This is a genomic window from Candidatus Hydrogenedentota bacterium, from assembly GCA_035416745.1.
Classification (GTDB): Bacteria; Hydrogenedentota; Hydrogenedentia; order Hydrogenedentales; family SLHB01; genus UBA2224.
Genome location: DAOLNV010000080.1, coordinates 7,475 through 25,625, shown reverse-complemented (window position 1 = coordinate 25,625; position 18,151 = coordinate 7,475). Strand labels below are relative to the sequence as shown.

Here is an 18,151-nt window from a genome sequence, read left to right as displayed (position 1 = left end):
ACCGCCGGGTAGCTATGTCCGGTCGGGATAAGCGCTGAAAGCATCTAAGCACGAAGCCCATCCCAAGATAAGATCTCCCAAGACCGCAAGGTCTCTGAAGGGCCCTGGAAGACTACCAGGTTGATAGGCTGGGAGTGTAAGCATGGCGACATGTTGAGCTGACCAGTACTAATCGCCCGTGAGGCTTGGCCTTTAATCTGCCGAACTCTTATTGGGTTCGCAAAGACAAGCCGGTCGTATGACGATGCCCCCGGTGCGTCGACCCTTACATTCCTGTCAGGCTTTTGCCGGTGACAATGGCGGTGGGGCCACACCTGTTCCCATTCCGAACACAGAAGTTAAGCCCACCAGCGCCTATGGTACTGCGCGGGTAACTGCGTGGGAGAGTCGGTCGTTGCCGGCACTTTGTTTCGCCCCCGGGATCCCAAGGGGTTCCCGGGGGCGGTTTTTTTTGCCCGCCCGGGGTATGCTATGCATGCGTCAATGGGGAAAGGGCGGCAGATGCCGGGGCCAGATGCCGAGGCCGGACAGCCCATTCCGGCAATCTTCAGTTTTCCATTGTACAAACCACTCTCAGGGCGGCCAGAATGACATCGGGGCTATTCGTGGCGCCCTTTGGCCAGTTGTTCGTCGAGCAGGCGGCGGGCGTTGTTGTAGAGGATGTTGCGCATTTCCCGCTCCTCGATGTGTGCGAACGTGACGAAGCCGATGTACACGGCCGGGTCAAACCAGGGGTAGTCGGTTCCGTAGACGACCTTTTGCGAGCCCGCCTCGCGGCACATCCACTCGATGAGCCCGTATACGTGCGCCGCGGCGGTCAGTTCGAGATAGACGTTCGGGAAATCTCTGGCCAGGGCAATGGCCTCGGTCCATGCCCCGTAACACGAGTGCCCGAGAAGCAGCCGGATGTTGGGGTATTTGTTCGCGATGATGCGCATCTTCTGGGCGCCGCAGGTCCCTTCGCTGCCCCAGGTGTGAGACAGCAGCAGCCTGCCCTCGCCATTAAGACGCTCCATCAGCGGGGCGTAGTTGGGTCCGTCGATGGGATATTCGTGCGAACTCGGGTGGATCTTCACGCCCACCACGCCGGGTTCTTTCAGGTAGCGCTCCAATTCGCCCGGCATTTCGCTCGGATAGCCGGGGTGGATGGTGCAGTAGCCGTAGATGCGGCCGGGGCAGACCCGTACCGCGTCGAGCATTTCGGCGTTGCCTTCGCGCGTATCGCCGAAGAGGGCGTTGTGATGTGAAACGATGATCGCCTCGATGCCCGCGCGTTCCATCCCGCTGACCATGGCCTCGCGAGCTGCCTCGGGGAGATAGATCGAGCGAAACGGGCCCATGTGCGCGTGTGCGTCGATGACCGGGCACCCGCGCCCTTCGAGAAATTCGCCGCGCAGGCTCACCATGCCACCTCCCCGAGCAGGTAAGCGAGGTTATCAAACGCGATAGCCCGCTTCGCTTCGTCTGGGATGTCCGCGCGCTCCACCATCATGATGTAGCCGCCGGGATTGTTGAACGGGAGCCCCGACCCGAACAGCAGCCGCTCGAACCCCAGGTCGTTCACGAAGGATTTGAGTTGTCCGGCGGTCTCGAACCGGTTTGTCGACAGAAAGAACCGCGGGAATCCGCGCACGAGCGGCCTGAAATACCGATCCTGTCCCCAGCAGCCGGTTTGGGTCAGCACGAGCGTCAGGTGGGGAAAGTTGCGCATGAGATTGTACACGCCCTGCCACTGGTCGTGGAACTCCGTGAGCGACACGAACAGCGGCACGCGATACGCCGTCAGCAAGGCCAGCAGGTCGCCGCACGAAATCGCGTCCAGCAGGTAACAGTGCGTCAACGGAAAGGCCCGCACTGCGCGAATGTCCTCCATCTGGATGTACTCGAAGAGTTCTTCGTCGGTGAAACCTTCGCGTGACGTGTACGGCATCATCGTGCAGGAACGATGCAGGCGGGGGTGGTCCTTGAGTTCAGCCATGCGGGCGTTGCCCTGGGCGAAGCCGCGCTCGCGGGCGTCGCGGTGCCAGACCAGGGCCTGCTCGATGCCGCAATGGTCCATTTCCGCGATCAGGGCATCGGCGGTTTCGAGTTCCCCCGGTAAGGGCGTGGTTCCACGCCCGAAGGCGGCATCGCAATCAAATATCCGCAAGCGGTGGAATCTCCATTGGGTTCTCGGCCGGTACGGGTACCGGCGGCGCCGGTTCCATCAGGATCTCGGCCGGAGTGGGCTCCAGAGGCGCCGGTTCCGTTGGGGGGCGCGTACCCTTCAGAAACGCTTCCGGGAAAGAGCCGCCTAACATCCCGGTGCTCTTGTCGACATCATAGAACGCCACGCCGTCCGGGACCTCGAAGTCGCGTTTGGGCAGTCCCTTGTGGGCGGCCACCATGAACTCGGTCCAGACGGGGCAGGCCAGGCGCCCGCCGGCGAACTCCTTGCTTGCTTTGAGCCAGCGCCCATCGGGACCCTGCCCGATGGGGCGGTTGTCTCGATAGCCGATCCATACCACGCAGGTGTAATCGGGCGTGAACCCGCAGAACCAGACATTGCGGCTCTCGTTTGAGGTGCCGGTCTTACCGGCGCGCGGCCGGTCGAGGGCGCGGCTGCGGGCGCCCGTGCCGTATCGCGCCACCCCTTCCATAAGATAAGTGACCACATAGCACACGTCTGCATCGAGGGTGCGCTCGAGGTGGACCTCATTCTTGTACCGGACGAATTCGTCCCGGTCGCGAATCGTCTCGACAAATGTGGGCCGGGCCAGGACCCCGCCTCTTGCAATGGTCGCATATGCCGTGCAGAGGTCGAGCACTGTGACGTCCGGACTCCCCAGCGCGATGGTCCACTTGTGTGAATCGTCGATTTCGGCCGTGATTCCGGCGCGCTGCAACACTCCGCGCACCACGGGCATGCCCATCCGCAGCACGAGTTTGACCGAGATGATATTGATTGAGTTCTCCAGGGCGTAGCGCAACGTGACGGGCCCCTTGAAGTCCGCGGTAAAGTTTGAGGGCGACCAGGGCCGCCCGAGGCCGTCGTACAAGGTGATCCGCTCGTCGACTTCCACATGGGAGGGCGTCAATCCGTCCTGGATCGCCGCGAGCCATACGAACGGTTTGATGCTCGACCCCGGCTGCCGGTTCGCCTGGGTGGCCGTATTGTATTTCTCCTTGTCGAAATCGCGGCCGCCTACCATTGCCCGGACATAGCCTTCCGCCCCGGGCCGGTTATCGAGGCACACCAGCGCGCCCGTAATGGGAACGAAATAGTCCTCCTGGCCTCGCTCGGTGAGCTTGTCCAGAGTTTCCTTGTCGATCTCCGCCAGCTTTTTTTCGAGCGCCTTTTCGGCGGCGCGCTGGAGGCGCATGTCCACGGTTGTATGAATCTGGAGCCCTCCCTCGAGCAATTCTTCCCTGTCGGCAAATCCGTTTTCACGGGCGAACTGCCGCACCTCCTCGACGAAATACGGCGCCTGGAAACGGTTCGGACGCCATACGCCCGTGCCCTCCTGCATCCGTTTCATGCGCTCGTCGTAAGGAATCACTGAATCTTGAACGCTGGTGGCGACCGCCTTGTCGTACTCTTCCTGCGTGACGAAGCCGTGCCGGAGCATCTGTCCGAGGACGATATCGCGGCGCTGTTGGGCGGACTCAGGGTTGCGGTCCGGGCGGTTGGCATTGGGTGCGCGCGACAAGCCGGCCAGTGTAGCCGCCTCGGCGAGCGTCAGATCCTTGCAGGATTTCGCGAAATACTGTTGCGCGGCCGCCTCGACGCCGTTCGCGCTTCCGCCCAGAAAGATCTGATTCAGGTATAGCTCAAGGATTTCGTCCTTGGTGAATTCGCGTTCGAGCTGGAGCGCCACGAACGCCTCTTTGATCTTGCGCTGCATGGTGCGCTCGGTTGAAACGCCCGTGACTTCGGTAATGTTGCGCACGATCTGCATTGTGATTGTGCTCGCGCCGCGCACGTTGCCGGTCCGCATGGCATCTTTCACCGCGCTGATTATGGCCAGCGGCCGGACGCCCTTGTGCCGGTAGAACGGATGATCTTCGGTCGCGATGAAAGCCTTCTGCACATGCAAAGGAATCTCGTTCAGGCGCACGAGCTGCCGCGCCTCGACCGTGTATTCGCCCAGGAGCATCCCGTCGGCCGAATAGATGCGGCTTCCAATCTTCGGGCGAAAATCGTCCACCGCCTTGATATTCGCCTTGGCGTCCTCGAGCATCCAGACAAACATGCCCAGGCCCACGCCCCAACCCGCGGCGAGGACCAACATCAACATGAAAAAGATGCCTCCACATCCGCGCGGTTTGCGCGCCAGCGCGCCTTTCAACCCGTCCAGCTCTTCGGCTTGTTTTGGTTTTTCCTCGCTCATGGCCATGATCCTAGCATTCGGCGCGGCGTTTCTCCAAAGACCAGCGAAAGCCCCAATGTCCTGCAAGACAGGCCGCGGTCCGCTCGGAGGCAAGACGTCGAAATTGCGCCGGGCCCTGCGCCGCAGCGTCCGGGGTATCCATTGACACTATTCGCCACCTCGCGTTTCGTTTACGAGATTGTCGAGAATCCATTCCGTCACAGCCGGAAAGGTTCCATGATCCCGACCGGCAGGTCTCCAATTTGAAGAACGCAGGCAAGGCTCCAGTATTCTTGAAAGCGTCATGAGCATCTTGCTCATGATTCATGTGACTGCGCTGGAGAGGAGCCTCTGCCGCCCCTTGCGGGGCTGGAGAGAGGGAGGGCGCGCTTACCCCAGGGCTGCGCCACGCGTTTCGCGTGGCTGGCCCTGGGCTACGGCCTGCCGCCCCTCGCGGGGCTGGAAAAGGGGACAATCGATGTCCCAGGGCGGGAGTTACAGGGGCAGGAGAGGTGAAGGCCCGATGCAAAAACAAGACGTTGTGTTAACGGGTTCCCGCCTCCTCGTGTGGGACCGGCGCCCTCGCCGGTCGGGAGTTCGTGGGCGATGTGGCCGCGCCGGATATCCCGGCCCGCTCTCGGGACATCCCCGCCTGAAGCACAACAGTCCGATACGGCGCCAACGGCGCGTAACATACCAGCCTTGGCTGAAGGCCAAGGAAACCGGCCCCCAAGAAAGAATCCCACAGGGCTGAAAGCCCGGACCATCGTGTCCCGTCGTCGTTGGGTCCCCAATATGTTTCGGGCTTTCAGCCCTCTTGCCTGTTTTGAATGCCATCACCTGGCCCTTCAGGCCAGGCTGGTATGTTACGCGCCGTTGGCGCTGAAGAGGGGGAAGCCGTAACCTGAGAACATGTTTCGCGTCCTCGGCCCTCCGGAGGTCCCATGCCGCCGCCTTCGGCGCTCCGGGGACCCCCCGCTGTGGCGCGGTTTCCAATTCCTTCGCACCCTTCGCACGTTCACACACACATCCCTTCCTGTCCCCGCTGTGGGGCGGTTTCCTGACCGCGCCACTCTTACGACCGCAAGGTCTCCAAGACATTATGATGCGCGGGCGAGTCCGCCCGCGGGGTGATCAATGGGCCGGTAGGAAAACCGGCCCTCCGTTGGGGGCGTACAGCCCGCCGCTGTGGGGCGGTCTCCAATCCCTTCGCACCCTTCGCACGTTCACACCCTTCACACCCTTCTCGCCCTTCCTGCCCTTCCTGTCCCCGCTGTGGGGCGGTTTCCTGACCGCGCCACTCTTTCGACCGGCAGGTCTCCAATTTGAAGAACGCAGGCGGCTCTTGTGTTCTTGAAGGCCTCTCCGCGGCAAGTAGGTGGAGCGTTTCGGGGTCCGGGCGAGGGTGCAGGTTCTGCCAAGTCTATTCGTATTGACGTGTGTATCGTGCGGCATTGTTGGATGAATCCTGCGCGCTCGGCTATAGTATGTCCCTCGTGAAGGGGCGAGGGCCTGGGGAGCATGTCACGAAACGAACAGCAGGAATTCACGCGTCTCGAAGGGTTTGCGTTTCTCCTGGCGGTGATCGGCATTCAGCTTTCGAGCGAACTTCTGGCCCAATGGGGGACCTATTTCTATTCGCCCACGCTGGGCACGGGCCGCATCGTCTACGTGGCTATCGGCCTGGTGGCCATCATATTCGTCACGGGCTGCGTCTTCGATGCCGTCACCGACCCCCTCGTGGGCATGTGGTCAGACAAGACCGCGGAGAAGCGGGTGCGCTGGCGGGTCGCGTTAATACAGGGCCGGCGCCGCCCATTCATTTTCTGGGGGTCGTTGGGCATGACCCTGACCAGCATCCTTTTCTGGTTCCCGCCCGTGGCGCACGAGTCCATCATCAATCTCGTTTATGGCACGGTGGTCATATGCGCCCACTGGTTTTTCTTCACCCTCTGTAACATTCCGCTGCTGGCGCTGGCGCCTGAGGTTGCGCTGTCGAAGCAAGGGCGTGTGCGCCTCGGCGCCTGGATTGCCGCGGGCATGACGCTCGGACTTGCCCTGGCTATTGCGCTGCCGGGACCCTTGATCGAAATCCTCGACCCCGCGCGCGTGGCCGCAAAGGCGGCTGGGGATGCGCCCGTTCATTCCGCCCTGGGTTATCAGCGCGTGGCCATTCTCTACGCCCTGTGTTCCCTTGCCTGTTTCCAGTTTATGGTCTTCACGGTGCGCGAGCGGTTCATGCCCGAGGCGCACACGCCGGCGACCGCGCCCTTTCGCGATTTCAGGCGCGCTCTGAACAATCCGGTGTTTCGGCGGTATATCGTCATCTTCGGTTTTTTCTACATCGGTTACCTCGCGGTACAGCGCATCCTTCCGTACTGGGCCGAGGCGGGATTGGGAGGCGATGAAAGCACCGTCACCCTGCTGGCGGCGCCGTTCATGGTCTCGTGCCTGCTGTCGGCATTGGCCACGCCCTTCTTCGCCGCGCGTATCAACCTGAAATGGCTCGCCGCCGCCGCATTGGGCATCGTTACTGTTGGGTTGCCGTTTGTTTATGTCATTGGCATGCTGCCCTTCTCGTCCGATGTCCGCCTCCGGCTTGGGGTCGTCCTGTTCGCCACCGTCGGTATCGGCCAGGGCCTGATCTATGTGCTGCAAACGCCGCTCATTGGCGAGATCATCGACCTGGACGAGCAATCTTCGGGCAAACGCCGTGAGGCCATCTTCAACAGCGTGCACACGTTTATGGTGAAGATGGCGCAGGCGCTCTCGATTGGCGTGGCGACGGGTTCGATGCACTTCTTCGGGAATTCGGCAAGCCGGCCCACGGGCATTTTCCTCGTAGGGCCCCTGGGGGGCATGCTGGCCCTGGTCGGGCTCGTGACCGCCTTTACCTATCCCATTCTGAATCCCGTCCGCGCGACGGCCAAACCGGAGCGGCTCGAACGATGACCCTGTCGCGATTTCAGGCCGTTCTGTTCGACTTTTTCGGGACGCTGGTGGACAGTCTCAGCGCGTCGGCCCACAACGCCTCCGTCCGGGCCATGGCACGCGTGATGGGCGCGCCCGAGGACGTGTTTCTGGAGCGGTGGCTGAGTGATTGGGGCGAGCGCGGCGCCGGCCACTGGGACACAGTCGAAGAATGCGTGGTCCACACGTGCGAGGCCATCGGCGTGACGCCGGACATGACGCACGTTCCGGAGGCGGCGCGCATTCGGACCGCGTTCATTCGCGACGGCCTGGTGGTCCGTCCCGATGCGCGCGCAACGTTGCAGGCAATCAAGGACCGCGGACTGAAGACGGGTCTCATAACCGACTGTCCGCCCGAATTGCCCGTGTTGTGGCCCGCCTTGGACCTGGCCCGCCTGGTTGACGCGCCGATCTTCTCGTCGGTAGCAAAGATGCGCAAGCCGGACCCGGGAATTTATCTCTTGGCCTGCGAACGGCTTGCGGTAATGCCTCAAAGGTGCCTGTTTGTGGGCGATGGCGGCAGCCACGAACTGTCCGGCGCCGAGGCCGTCGGCATGACCGCCGTCTGCATCCGGTCTCCCCGCGAAGAGGGCTACGACCCTCACCGCGTTGACCCTGAAATCTGGCACGGGCTCACGATCGTCGCGCTGGGAGAGGTTCTGGGCATCATTGACGCCGGGTCGTAGGCCTGCCCGAGGCGAGCGGCTCGAGCCGGAGATGATTAACGGAGCATCGGCTGTCCGCGCAGCGCAAGCGGTCCGTCACACGGAGCGACATGCTCGACGCCGGCGCGGCGGGCGCGTTGCTGGATGCCCTCTCGCAGGCGTTTGAGCGATGAAGACCCACATTTCCCTGCACTCCCGAATTCACATCGAGGGGGAAACATGATAGAATCGGGCAGTGGGAGACGAGAAGGGAGGAAGCTCATGCCTGCGTTCGACTATCACGCCATTCGGGCGGAGGGGGATGAGGAAAAATCCTTCGTTGGGGGGGTTGTGGTTGCCAGGTCGCGCCATGAAGCGAAAGAAAAACTGCGCGAACTGGGCCTCAAGGCCACCATGTTGAAAAAGGCGCGCGGGATCATGGCCGTCCTCAAATGGTTTGAGGCGGACATCCGGTAGGCACGCAGAATCCGGGCTGGCATGCCCCGGGTACCTCTACGGGGGGATTTCCGGTCGAAAAGGGTCTATAGCCGTTTGTGCGTACCGTCGCACATGGGGGCGGCTGCGGTGTGTTTACACTGGCACAGGGCATAGCGCTTCTTGACATCGAGCTTCACTTCGAGGGGGGTGAACGGCGTGCTCTTGTGGGAACCGTCACACCAGGGCTGGGACGCCGAGTGCCCGCACCGGCACCACCAGTAGGTTCCGGGCTCGAGTTCGAGTACCGCGGGCTTCTTGTCGGCGATTCTAGGTTCATCCATCGGTAATTCTCCTTTGCTTTCCCACCTCATCCGGCAGTGAGAAACGTTATCTCCCGCGAAATGCTTCTATGTTGGGCAGGGTGAGTGTGCGCAAGATGGTCGCGACCGACCGGGACTTGTTGAGGCAATAGAAGTGGACCCCCCGGCAGCTGCCCCGGCTCACAAGGTCCTCGACCTGCCGGATGGCATGGTAAACGCCGACATCAAACTGGCCCTGGGAATTGTCGGGGTGGGTTTCGAGACGTTCCATGAGGGCTTTTGGCACGTTGGCGCCGCACATGGCCACGACGCGTCTGAGCTGCGGCAATGCGGTTACGGGCAGAATTCCCGGAACAATAGGCACGCTGATGCCGATGGCCTCACACCGGTCCCGGAACCGGTAGAAGTCGTCGTTGTCGTAAAAGAGCTGGCTGATGACCACGTCCGCGCCAGCATCCACCTTGCGCTTGAGGTTCTCGAGGTCCGTGGCGCGGTTGGGCGCTTCCGGATGGGTCTCGGGGTATCCCGCCACAGCCACACCGAACCGGGGATAGTTCTCTCGTATAAACGTCACCAACTCATTGGCATAGCGCAACCCGCCCGGCACGGGGACGAACTTCTTGACGCCCGCCGGCGGATCGCCGCGCAGTGCCACTATGTAGTCGATGTCGCAGTTCTCGGCTTGGTCGAGAAACGTGCGCAAGTCGTCCCGTGTAGCTCCCACGCAGGTCAGATGAGCGCCCACCGGAATGCCGTGGTCGCGCTTGAGACGGCTCGCGATTTGAATCGTTTTGCCGCGCGTACTGCCACCCGCGCCGTACGTGCACGTGGCAAATGATGCGTTGTATTTGACCAGCTCGGCGAAGTTCTCGAACAGATCCGCCTCGCCTTCGGCGGTTTTTGGCGGGAAGAACTCGTACGACAGGCCGAACCGCCCGTCCGCATACGCATTACGAAGCTGTGTTGATTTTGAATCAGTATTCAAGACTATCTTTCTTTGGTTGCTCACACTCCGTGCGCCAAACGCCATGCGAATACCGCAGAGCTATTCTACTGGGTGTTTACCGGGTCATCAAGAGGGCCTCCGGGGGTGGTTCAGCACGCTGAAATTGCCGGCGAATGCGACGCTCCCGCCCGAATCCGAGCGCGGACCGGCGGGCACGCACGCCGGCGGATGCGTCCGCCCACGGCGGGGCAAGGGCTAGAACGGGTTCATGGGCGAGAAATAGAGCCAGACGAGACAGACGATTCCCAGCAGGACGAGCGTGAACGCCAGGCTGATGCGCGTCCCTTTCGCCTCCTTGTGTCCGGCGCCTCTGGCCGTGGCGAAGGTGAGCCCGTCGAGCTGGCTGTCCGGCGCGGGACGGGTCAACAGGCTCACGATGACCAGGATTCCGCAGCAGAGCAGGAACAGAAACAGCGCGAAGTGCAGGAAGTGGATGGTCGCGAAGGTGTAGAGCCATCCGTTGAGGTTGTCGCGCAGCAGTTCCGCGACGAGACGGCCCATCCCGAGAATGAAACCGGTAAACAGCGCCGCGAGCGCGCCATGGGCGTTCACCCGTTTCCAGAACACCCCGAGCAGGAACACCGCGGTGATCGGCGGCGCGATGTAAGACTGCACGCTCTGGAGGTAGGTGTAGAGTTCGCCCGAGATATAGCGCATGAACGGGATCCACGCCAGACCCAGGACGACCAGGATAACAGTCGAGACCTGTCCTACCACGACCAGATGGTGTTCAGAAGCGCCGGGGCGCAGCTTGCGGTAGACGTCCCACGTGATCAGGGTTGAGCACGAGTTAAACACCGACGACAGCGAGCTCATGAGCGCGGCCAACAGCCCCGCGACGACCAGTCCGCGGACGCCTGTGGGCAACAGCCGCGCGATGAGCACCGGCAGCGCTTCGTCGGCGCGTTCCAATACAATCGCGCCACGTTGGGCCAGTACAAACGCGATGAGGCCGGGAACCACGAAAATGAACAAGGGCAATTGTTTGAGAAATCCGGCGAAGATGCTGCCGCGCCGCGCCTCTTCCTGGCTCTTTGCCGACAGCACGCGCTGCACGATGAATTGGTCGGTGCACCAGTACCAGAGTCCGAGGATCGGCGCGCCCAGGAGGATTGCCGTCCATGGGAAATCGGGATCATTGAAGGGTTTCCACATGCTCATCATGTTTGGGCCGGCTTCCCGGCACAGCGTGGTCCATCCCCCGGCTTCGTTGAGGCCTATGGCGGTGACGGCAACCGAACCGCCGATCAGCACGAGGGCCTGGAACATGTCGGTGTAGAGCACCGCGCGAAGGCCGCCGAAAACGGTGTAGACGCCGGTGGCGAGCACTACGATGATGGCGCCGGTCCAGAACTCGATGCCCATGAGGGCCGTGAACACCACGCCTCCCGCGTAGATGGTGACGGAGATCTTGGTCAGCACATAGCTGATAATCGAGACCACGGCAAGGTACCACCGCGCGGTGGGCGAATAGCGGCGCTCGAGAAACTCGGGCATGGTGAACACGCCGCTTTTCACGTAGAAGGGCACGAAAAGCCAGCCCAGCACGAGGATTGCCAGCGAGGCTTGGACCTCGAACTGGCCGAGTACGACGCCCGTCGAGGCGCCCGCGCCCGCGAGGCCTACGAGGTGTTCCGAGCCGATGTTGGAGGCAAACATCGACGCGCCGATAACGAACCAGCCCACGTTACGGCTCGCCAGGAAATAGCCCGCCGAGTTGTCGCCCTGTTTGCGGTTGGTAAGCGCCGCCCATACTGCGACGCCAAACACCAGGCCGAAATACAGGACGATGACGCCCCAGTCAAGGCCGCTGAGCTGTCCCATGGAATTGACTCTCCTTCCGCTCTCGATGCGTGCTTGTTCTGCGTGCGCGCCACGATAACAAAAGGATGAGGGCATCTTCGAGGGGAAATGAACTTCCCGAACCGCCGGGTGAGCGCTGGCAAGAACAGCTGTGGTGTCACGCGGCTCGCGTGACCCGATTGCCCGGTTCTGCTCGGCGTCAAAGTCGCTGGCGCCACCCGTCAGAAGTCCATTCGGGCGAGGAACGCGTCTTTTGCCCCTGCCGAGGCGATGGGGATAGTAACGCCGGCGGTGTCTCGCAGTGTTGCGCGGCCGGCAAGCCACCCGGCGACGAGTACGTCGCCCCCGGGCACGACACCGGCATCGAGCGCGGTACTGATGGCCGGCACCCGCGCGGCGGCCCTGAGATGGCCGTCGCCGCTGTACCGCGCTACGAAGATGTTGCGATCGAACTCGGAGTCCGCCGTCAAGGTGGTCTCGTTCGCTTCGCCCGCGCCAAGGGTGATGGTGGTTGTGAACGTGCCCGCGACGATGCAGTCGCCGCCCATGATGACCGCCACGGCGTTCGCCTCATCGTCGTCGATGCCTTGAGCGTGACGGACCCACTCGAGGTTGCCGTCGCGGTCGTATCTGGCGACAAACGCATCGCGATCGAGGATGGTCTCGGCGGTCAGCCGTATCTCGTCCGCTGTGTCGGGCGCGAAGAGGATGGTGTCGGTGAAACTGCCGGTCACGACCACGGACCCGTCGAGGAACGCCGCTACGGCGAGGCCGTCGTCGATGTCGATGCCTGTCGCTTTACGGACCCAGTCGACCGTGCCGTCGCCGTGGTACCGCGCGATGAAAACGTCGCGGTCGATGCTTGAATACGCGTTCACCCGGAGCGGGGCCTGGACGGCCGGGACGCCGAACTCCGCGTAATCCTCGAACGTGCCGGTCATGAAGATGCCGCCTCCGGGCGCGGTAGTGAGACCGGGCGCGACGTCGGGCGCGGGCCCGCCGGCGCCGCTCACCCAAACGAGGTCGCCGTCGCGTTCGTAGCGCGCGAGGAAGATGTTCGAGTCGTACGGACCGCCCGCATTGAGGACCGTCGGCGGCAGGGTGCCGGTGTCGAAGACGGCCCGGTCCTCAAAGGTGCCTGCGACCACGAAACTCCCGTCGGGAAAGTCGCTGATGGCGGTACCGGCATCGTTTTCGCCAAGACCGCCCTCGCGCCGGGCCCAGAGGAGAGCGCCATCATTGGTGAACCGGGCTACGAAGGCGTCCTGATCGAATTCGCTGCCGGCGAACAGCCGGGTCTCGTTGGCCTCGCCCGCGCCAAAGGTGGCTACGTTGTGGAAATATCCGGTGACCACGATGGTGCTGTCAAAAAGCTGGACGATGTCGGCGGCGCAGTCGTCCTGGGGACCGCCCGCGCTCGTGACCCAGTCCAATGCGCCGCTGTCGTCGTACCGGGCGACGTAGAGGTCCTTGTCGTAGGGGCCTCCGGCTGCGGTAAGGGTGGTCTCGTTGGCTTGTCCGGCCCCGAAGACCGCCGTGCCGGTGAATTGGCCGCAGACGTAGGCGCCGCCGCCGGGGCGCGGCGCTACTCCGGTGGCCATGTCGGGGTCGAGCCCCCCGTCGGTGCGGGCCCACTGAAACGCTCCGATGATCGGCGGGCATCCCAGCGCACCCGCGCTCAGGACGATGGCGAGCACCCGGTAGCGAAGGCGGCCTGATGTGGGGGCGTTCATGACCATTTATCTCCTCTCGCGCGGTGATGAGAACCGGTGACGGCGCCATTTGGCGAATCTTGACTCTCCCATAATACTCCAATCCCTTTTCGCGGCCCATGGTTCCGGGCAATTGCCGGTGATTACTCGCAGCCGGGCACGGCGTCGGCGCCGTCCCAGCAGACGGCCGCCCGGGCGTCCTGCCAGGGATTGGTGTCGAGGCGTTTCTTGCCCGGGATGGCCCCCGCGCCGCATCCGCACACGTAATCGTCCGGGGTGAATCCAAGCGGACCGCCCATGGCTTTCCACATGCCGAGGCTTTCGGTGGAGATGGTGACCGGGATTTCGGGATTGCGCGCGCGGATCTCTTTGAGGTAGTGCCGGTAAATGGTCTCGCGGACGTGATGGGGGAAGGGGGCGTACCGCAGCCCGTCGAGTTCTTCGCGGGCTTCTTCGGCGGCAGCCACGAACGCCGGCTCGAGCAGTTCCATGGGGATGCAGGCGAGCACGTCCTCGATACGCGACCACATGAGCGTGGTCATGCTGAGATTGTCGGGATGGGTGCGTTCGAGGGCTGCCCCGATGGTGTACTCGGCCTCCTCGCGCCAGCGCCGCACCGGCACGATGGGCTTGAACTTGTACCGGATTTGAATGCCTGCTTCCTCGCAGCGGCGCGCGGCGTCGATGCGGGCATCCGTCGTGCCCGCGATGCGTTCGAGACGCGTGGACTGGGTGGGGCCGGACAGGCTCCAGACCACGATGGTGTTGTGGGGCGCATTCGCCTCGATGAGACCGTGGACCCGGTCGCTCTTTGTGTGGAGGATGAGGTAACAGTCACGGGTTCTCTCGAAAAAGCGCATGAGCGGCGCCAGGGTGTTGAGCTCGGGTTCGAGGGTCAAGACGTCCATGATGTCATCATACAGCCAGGTGCGTTGCCAGGGGTTGCGGCGAATGAGGTCGCCCAGCCGCTCGATGTATTCCTCGGTGTTGACGTGAGAGATGAGGAACTTTCCGAGATTGCAGTAGGCGCACTGGTGCGGGCAGCCGTCTCCCTGATGGATGCGCCATTGGGGGCGGCACATATGTTGGGGATTGGGCCGAATCTCATTCAGCTCCGAGCAGAAAAACGTGAACGCGTTGCCGCCCGCGGCGGTGTGGAACGGAAACACCCCGTCGCCGGCGTAAACCGACTGCATGCGCGCGGTGTCACGCGCTACCGCCTCGCGGTCGAACCGGAACAGACCCAGGATCAGGGCGGGCGGCGGGACGGTGTCCAGTGTGCCCATGCGCACGCGTTTGTCGAACCCTTGTTCGACCACAATACTCGGGAGGTCGGCATAGGAGAAGGTCTGGGGCGCGATATTCGGGAACGCGTTGCACAGACCCTCCGCGCGCCGGGCAGCCGCGGGATTCTCCCACACGGCATCGAGTACGTAAATGGCCGGAGGCGTGAACGCCATCGGCAGGGAACGGTGAGCCATAAAGAGACCTCATGCAATAAGGACCTTGGCGGAGCCGTTTTACAGCCTACGCCGGCCGCGGCCGCGGCGCAAGGTGGAATTAGGCGGCGACGAAGAGTACCATCCTGGTCACACGCCGGGACTGGCGCACGGCTTTGCGCAGGACGGCCCACTCTGTCCCGGCGGTCTTCGCGTCAGACACGTGCGCGGCTGTTTTGGGGACGAGTTTCAATGTCTCTGTCATAGCAACAGGAGGTTTGATATGAGCACGCCATCCATTCACGACATTAACCGCCGCGATTTTCTCCGGCGCGCGGGCCAGGGCGCGGCCGTTGCGGGCCTGGGCGCTTCGGCCTTCAGAACTGCCGCGCGCGAGAAAGTCGAGCCCGTGGATCCCCATGCGCCGAAGACGGGCAAGGTGCCCGCGGCGGACCAGGTCCTCGGCATCGGCATGATCGGCGTGGGCGGCATGGGCGGCGGCCATCTTACGGACCTCCTCGAACGCGAAAAAGCGGGACAGAAGCTCGCGGTGCGCGCGGTCTGCGACGTCTACACGCGCCGCCAGAAGGATCGCAAGGAACGGGTCAAGGCGGCAACGGGCCGCGACATCGAGGCTTATTACGATTACACCAAGCTCCTCGAACGGGACGACATCGATGCGGTGGTCATCGCTACGCCCGATCATTGGCACGCCTTGGCCTCGATCCACGCCATGGAAGCCGGGAAAGACGTTTACTGCCAGAAACCCGTGACCCTGACGGTCGAGGAATCGCTCGACGTGCGCGATGCCGCCTACCGCACTGGCCGCGTGTTTCAGTGCGGTGCGCAACGCTGTTCCGATGACTGGTTCTGGCAAGCCCGTAAATTCATCAAAGACGGCGGGTTGGGCAAGATCCTGTACGCTCAGTTGGATTACAGCCGCAACTCGGGCAGTCCCGAGAATCCCCAGGGCGGCGAGTGGAACTACGCAATCGATGAGGACGCCACCGACGACCCCAACGGCGGCGACGGCTACATCGATTGGGAACAGTGGCTCGGACCCGCTCCCAAACGCCCGTTCTCGAAACCACGGTTCTTTCAGTTCCGCAAATACTGGGACTACTCGGGCGGCATCGCCACGGACCTTCTGTACCACTTCATCGCGCCCTTGACGATCGCCCTGGATTGCCAGGCGCCCGAGAAGGTGTCCGCGGGCGGCGGCATCTTCGTGCAGCACGACGACCGCGAAGTGCCGGACACGTTTCTGGTCGTGATGGACTATCCGGAGGATTTCAGCATCCTGATGACGTCGTCGATGGCGAACAAGCAGGCGAACCCCGCGATGATTCGCGGGCACTTCGCGACGTTGCGGCCCGGCGGCGCCGGCATTCAGATTACGCCCGAGGACGAGTTCAAGGGATGGTTCAAAGAGAAGTACGGCACCGACGGGGTCCTCGAGATACCCAACGAGCCGCGCGAAGAACACATGGACAACTGGCTCAATGCTATCCGTAACCGCACCGAGTGCCATTGCCCGCCCGAGCTGGCGTATCGCGCGCAGGTGGCCACCAAGCTCGCGTGCGATTCGTACCAGCAGGAAAAAGTCCTGTTCTGGGACAACGCGGCCGAACAGTACGTGGACAGCCATCCCCGGCCGGACAGGTCCTCCAAGGTGCCTGCGCTCCCGTCGTAGCCTCGAGCCTGTGCAAGGATACTCTGCCGCGGCTGGTGAACCGGCACGAGCGTTCTTTCCATAATCGTCCACCAGGCGCGTGGGGAGGGCCCGGTCGTATGGGCCATATCCGGCCTGGGGTTCCTGTATGGCAGGGCATCCGGGTCACGCTCCCTGGTATCGCGTGACGCCCGCTCATTTGACCCGGTGGCGCGCGCCCCGTATGATGGTGGCTGGATTTCTTCAGGCGATTAGTATATTGGGGGCCATCTCATACAATGCTGGCGCGGGTTCGATCGTGCGGAGTCCTGGGCATCGACGGGTATCCCTTGGAAGTCGAGGTCGACAACCATCCCGGCCAGCGGCGATTCACCATGGTCGGCCTGCCCGACACGGCGGTCAAAGAAAGCCAGGAACGCGTGCAATCGGCGTTGCGGAGCGCGGGATTCCGGTACCTGCGAGGCGTGGTGGTCGTCAACCTGGCCCCGGCCGACGTGCGGAAGGAGGGCAGCGCCCTCGACCTCCCCATCGCCCTCGGCATGGCCGCCGCCAGCGAACAACTTCCCGCGACGCGGTTCCCCGACTACGCCATTGTGGGGGAACTCGCGCTGGACGGCTCCGTTCGTCCGGTGGCCGGCGCACTGTGCATGGCCATGGCCGCCCGGGACCAGGGTCTGCGCGGCATCATCCTTCCGCGGGCGAACGCGGAGGAAGCCGGGGTCGTGCCCGAGATGCAGGTTATCCCGGTATCGACCCTGACGGAGGCCGCCGAGTTTGTTACCGAACGCGCCGAGATCGCGCCGTTCCGGACCGACCTGCACGGGGCTTTCTCGCAAGCGCAGGCCCACACCCCCGACCTGACTGACGTGAAAGGCCAGGCGCACGTGAAACGCGCGCTGACCGTCGCCGCGGCGGGCTCGCACAACCTGCTCATGATCGGCCCGCCCGGCACGGGCAAGACCATGCTTGCGTCGCGGCTCCCGGGGATTCTGCCCGAGATGACATTTGAAGAGGCCCTCGAAACCACACGGGTCTACAGCGTTGCGGGCAACGTAAGCGAGAAAGGCAACCTCGTCTGCCGGCGTCCGTTCCGCGCGCCGCACCACACGGCAACGACCGTGTCCATCAGCGGCGGGGGCCACGGTCTCCAGCCCATGCCGGGAGAGGTGAGCCTCGCCCACAACGGTGTGCTGTTTCTCGACGAGCTGCCCGAGTTCAACCGCGCCGCCCTCGAGGTGTTGCGGCAGCCGCTGGAGGAGGGGCTGGTCCACATTCGCCGCGCATCGTACTCCGTGACGTTCCCGAGCCGGTTCATGCTGGTCGTCGCGATGAACCCGTGTCCCTGCGGATGCCGGACCGACCCCCGCCGCGAATGCCGGTGCTCAGTGGGCGAGATCCAGCGCTACATGAGCCGTTTATCGGGCCCGTTGCTCGACCGTATTGACATCCACGTCGACGTGCCGCCCCTGTCCTTCGATGAGATGTCCGATGACCGCCCCAGCGGCGCGGCCACCCCCGACGTCCGCGCGCAGGTACAGGCCGCCCGCGAACGCCAACATGCCCGCCACGAGGGACGCCACCGCGGTAACGCGCATCTCGACGCCACCGCAACACGAAAACACTGCGCCGTGAGTCCAAGCGGCAAGATGCTGCTCGAATCCGCTCTCGAACGCATGGGACTCAGCGCGCGCGCATACGACAAGATTCTCCGCGTAGCCCGCACTCTCGCCGACCTAGAGGAGCACGACCGCATCGGCGACCACCACCTCGCGGAGGCCATCCAGTACAGGAGCCTGGA

Annotated in this window: 13 protein-coding genes and 2 rRNA genes; 7 read left to right on the top strand and 8 right to left on the bottom strand. The window is 63.3% G+C overall.

Annotation, left to right across the window (positions count from 1 at the left end):
- Both PLJ71_18550 and rrf read left to right on the top strand, forming a co-directional pair.
- Positions 1–193: ribosomal RNA gene (locus tag PLJ71_18550) — 23S ribosomal RNA — on the top strand; the annotation flags it as partial.
- Between the two features lie 93 nt (positions 194–286).
- Positions 287–403, top strand: a 5S ribosomal RNA gene (gene rrf / locus PLJ71_18545).
- Positions 404–599: 196 nt separating this feature from the next.
- On the opposite strand, the gene PLJ71_18540 is transcribed toward rrf, so the two are convergent.
- Genes PLJ71_18540 through PLJ71_18530 form a run of 3 tightly spaced genes read right to left on the bottom strand, consistent with a single transcriptional unit; the run spans position 600 to position 4,370 of the window.
- On the bottom strand, positions 600–1,406 hold the full coding sequence (locus PLJ71_18540; GenBank protein ID HQM50693.1) for an amidohydrolase family protein: 807 nt from the start codon (positions 1,404–1,406) through the stop codon (positions 600–602).
- Positions 1,400–2,149 carry a hypothetical protein gene (locus tag PLJ71_18535; protein ID HQM50692.1) on the bottom strand — a complete coding sequence of 250 codons (750 nt, stop codon included), beginning with the start codon at positions 2,147–2,149 and terminating at the stop codon, positions 1,400–1,402. The genes PLJ71_18540 and PLJ71_18535 overlap by 7 nt, the downstream gene beginning before the upstream one ends.
- The gene (locus PLJ71_18530) at positions 2,136–4,370 is read right to left on the bottom strand and encodes a PBP1A family penicillin-binding protein (protein ID HQM50691.1); all 2,235 of its coding nucleotides are present in this window, start codon (positions 4,368–4,370) and stop codon (positions 2,136–2,138) included. Before PLJ71_18530 ends, PLJ71_18535 begins: the two co-directional genes overlap by 14 nt.
- 1,500 nt (positions 4,371–5,870) lie before the next feature.
- Between PLJ71_18530 and PLJ71_18525 the strand changes: the two genes are divergently transcribed.
- The 3 genes from PLJ71_18525 to PLJ71_18515 all read left to right on the top strand — a co-directional run bounded on the left by PLJ71_18525 (position 5,871) and on the right by PLJ71_18515 (position 8,440).
- On the top strand, positions 5,871–7,301 hold the full coding sequence (locus PLJ71_18525) for an MFS transporter (protein ID HQM50690.1): 1,431 nt from the start codon (positions 5,871–5,873) through the stop codon (positions 7,299–7,301).
- Entirely contained in the window at positions 7,298–8,005 is a 708-nt protein-coding gene (locus tag PLJ71_18520) for an HAD family hydrolase (protein ID HQM50689.1), read from the top strand. Before PLJ71_18525 ends, PLJ71_18520 begins: the two co-directional genes overlap by 4 nt.
- Before the next feature lie 240 nt (positions 8,006–8,245).
- Positions 8,246–8,440, top strand: coding sequence for a hypothetical protein (locus PLJ71_18515; GenBank protein ID HQM50688.1), 195 nt, complete (start codon positions 8,246–8,248; stop codon positions 8,438–8,440).
- A gap of 65 nt (positions 8,441–8,505) precedes the next feature.
- On the opposite strand, the gene PLJ71_18510 is transcribed toward PLJ71_18515, so the two are convergent.
- From PLJ71_18510 to PLJ71_18490, 5 genes are all read right to left on the bottom strand, one after another.
- Positions 8,506–8,742: a CDGSH iron-sulfur domain-containing protein gene (locus PLJ71_18510; protein ID HQM50687.1), complete on the bottom strand. Its 237-nt coding sequence runs from the start codon at positions 8,740–8,742 to the stop codon at positions 8,506–8,508.
- A gap of 46 nt (positions 8,743–8,788) precedes the next feature.
- Positions 8,789–9,706: a methylenetetrahydrofolate reductase [NAD(P)H] gene (metF, locus tag PLJ71_18505; protein HQM50686.1), complete on the bottom strand. Its 918-nt coding sequence runs from the start codon at positions 9,704–9,706 to the stop codon at positions 8,789–8,791.
- Between the two features lie 216 nt (positions 9,707–9,922).
- The gene (locus PLJ71_18500; protein ID HQM50685.1) at positions 9,923–11,551 is read right to left on the bottom strand and encodes a sodium:solute symporter; all 1,629 of its coding nucleotides are present in this window, start codon (positions 11,549–11,551) and stop codon (positions 9,923–9,925) included.
- Positions 11,552–11,751: 200 nt separating this feature from the next.
- A complete protein-coding gene (locus PLJ71_18495; GenBank protein ID HQM50684.1) occupies positions 11,752–13,263 on the bottom strand; it encodes a hypothetical protein in 1,512 nt (503 codons plus the stop codon).
- Between the two features lie 122 nt (positions 13,264–13,385).
- On the bottom strand, positions 13,386–14,723 hold the full coding sequence (locus PLJ71_18490) for a hypothetical protein (GenBank protein ID HQM50683.1): 1,338 nt from the start codon (positions 14,721–14,723) through the stop codon (positions 13,386–13,388).
- A gap of 241 nt (positions 14,724–14,964) precedes the next feature.
- Between PLJ71_18490 and PLJ71_18485 the strand changes: the two genes are divergently transcribed.
- Together PLJ71_18485 and PLJ71_18480 are read left to right on the top strand one after the other, a co-directional pair.
- On the top strand, positions 14,965–16,374 hold the full coding sequence (locus tag PLJ71_18485; protein ID HQM50682.1) for a Gfo/Idh/MocA family oxidoreductase: 1,410 nt from the start codon (positions 14,965–14,967) through the stop codon (positions 16,372–16,374).
- Positions 16,375–16,631: 257 nt separating this feature from the next.
- Positions 16,632–18,151: YifB family Mg chelatase-like AAA ATPase (locus PLJ71_18480; protein HQM50681.1), on the top strand; the 1,520-nt coding region annotated here is incomplete at its 3' end.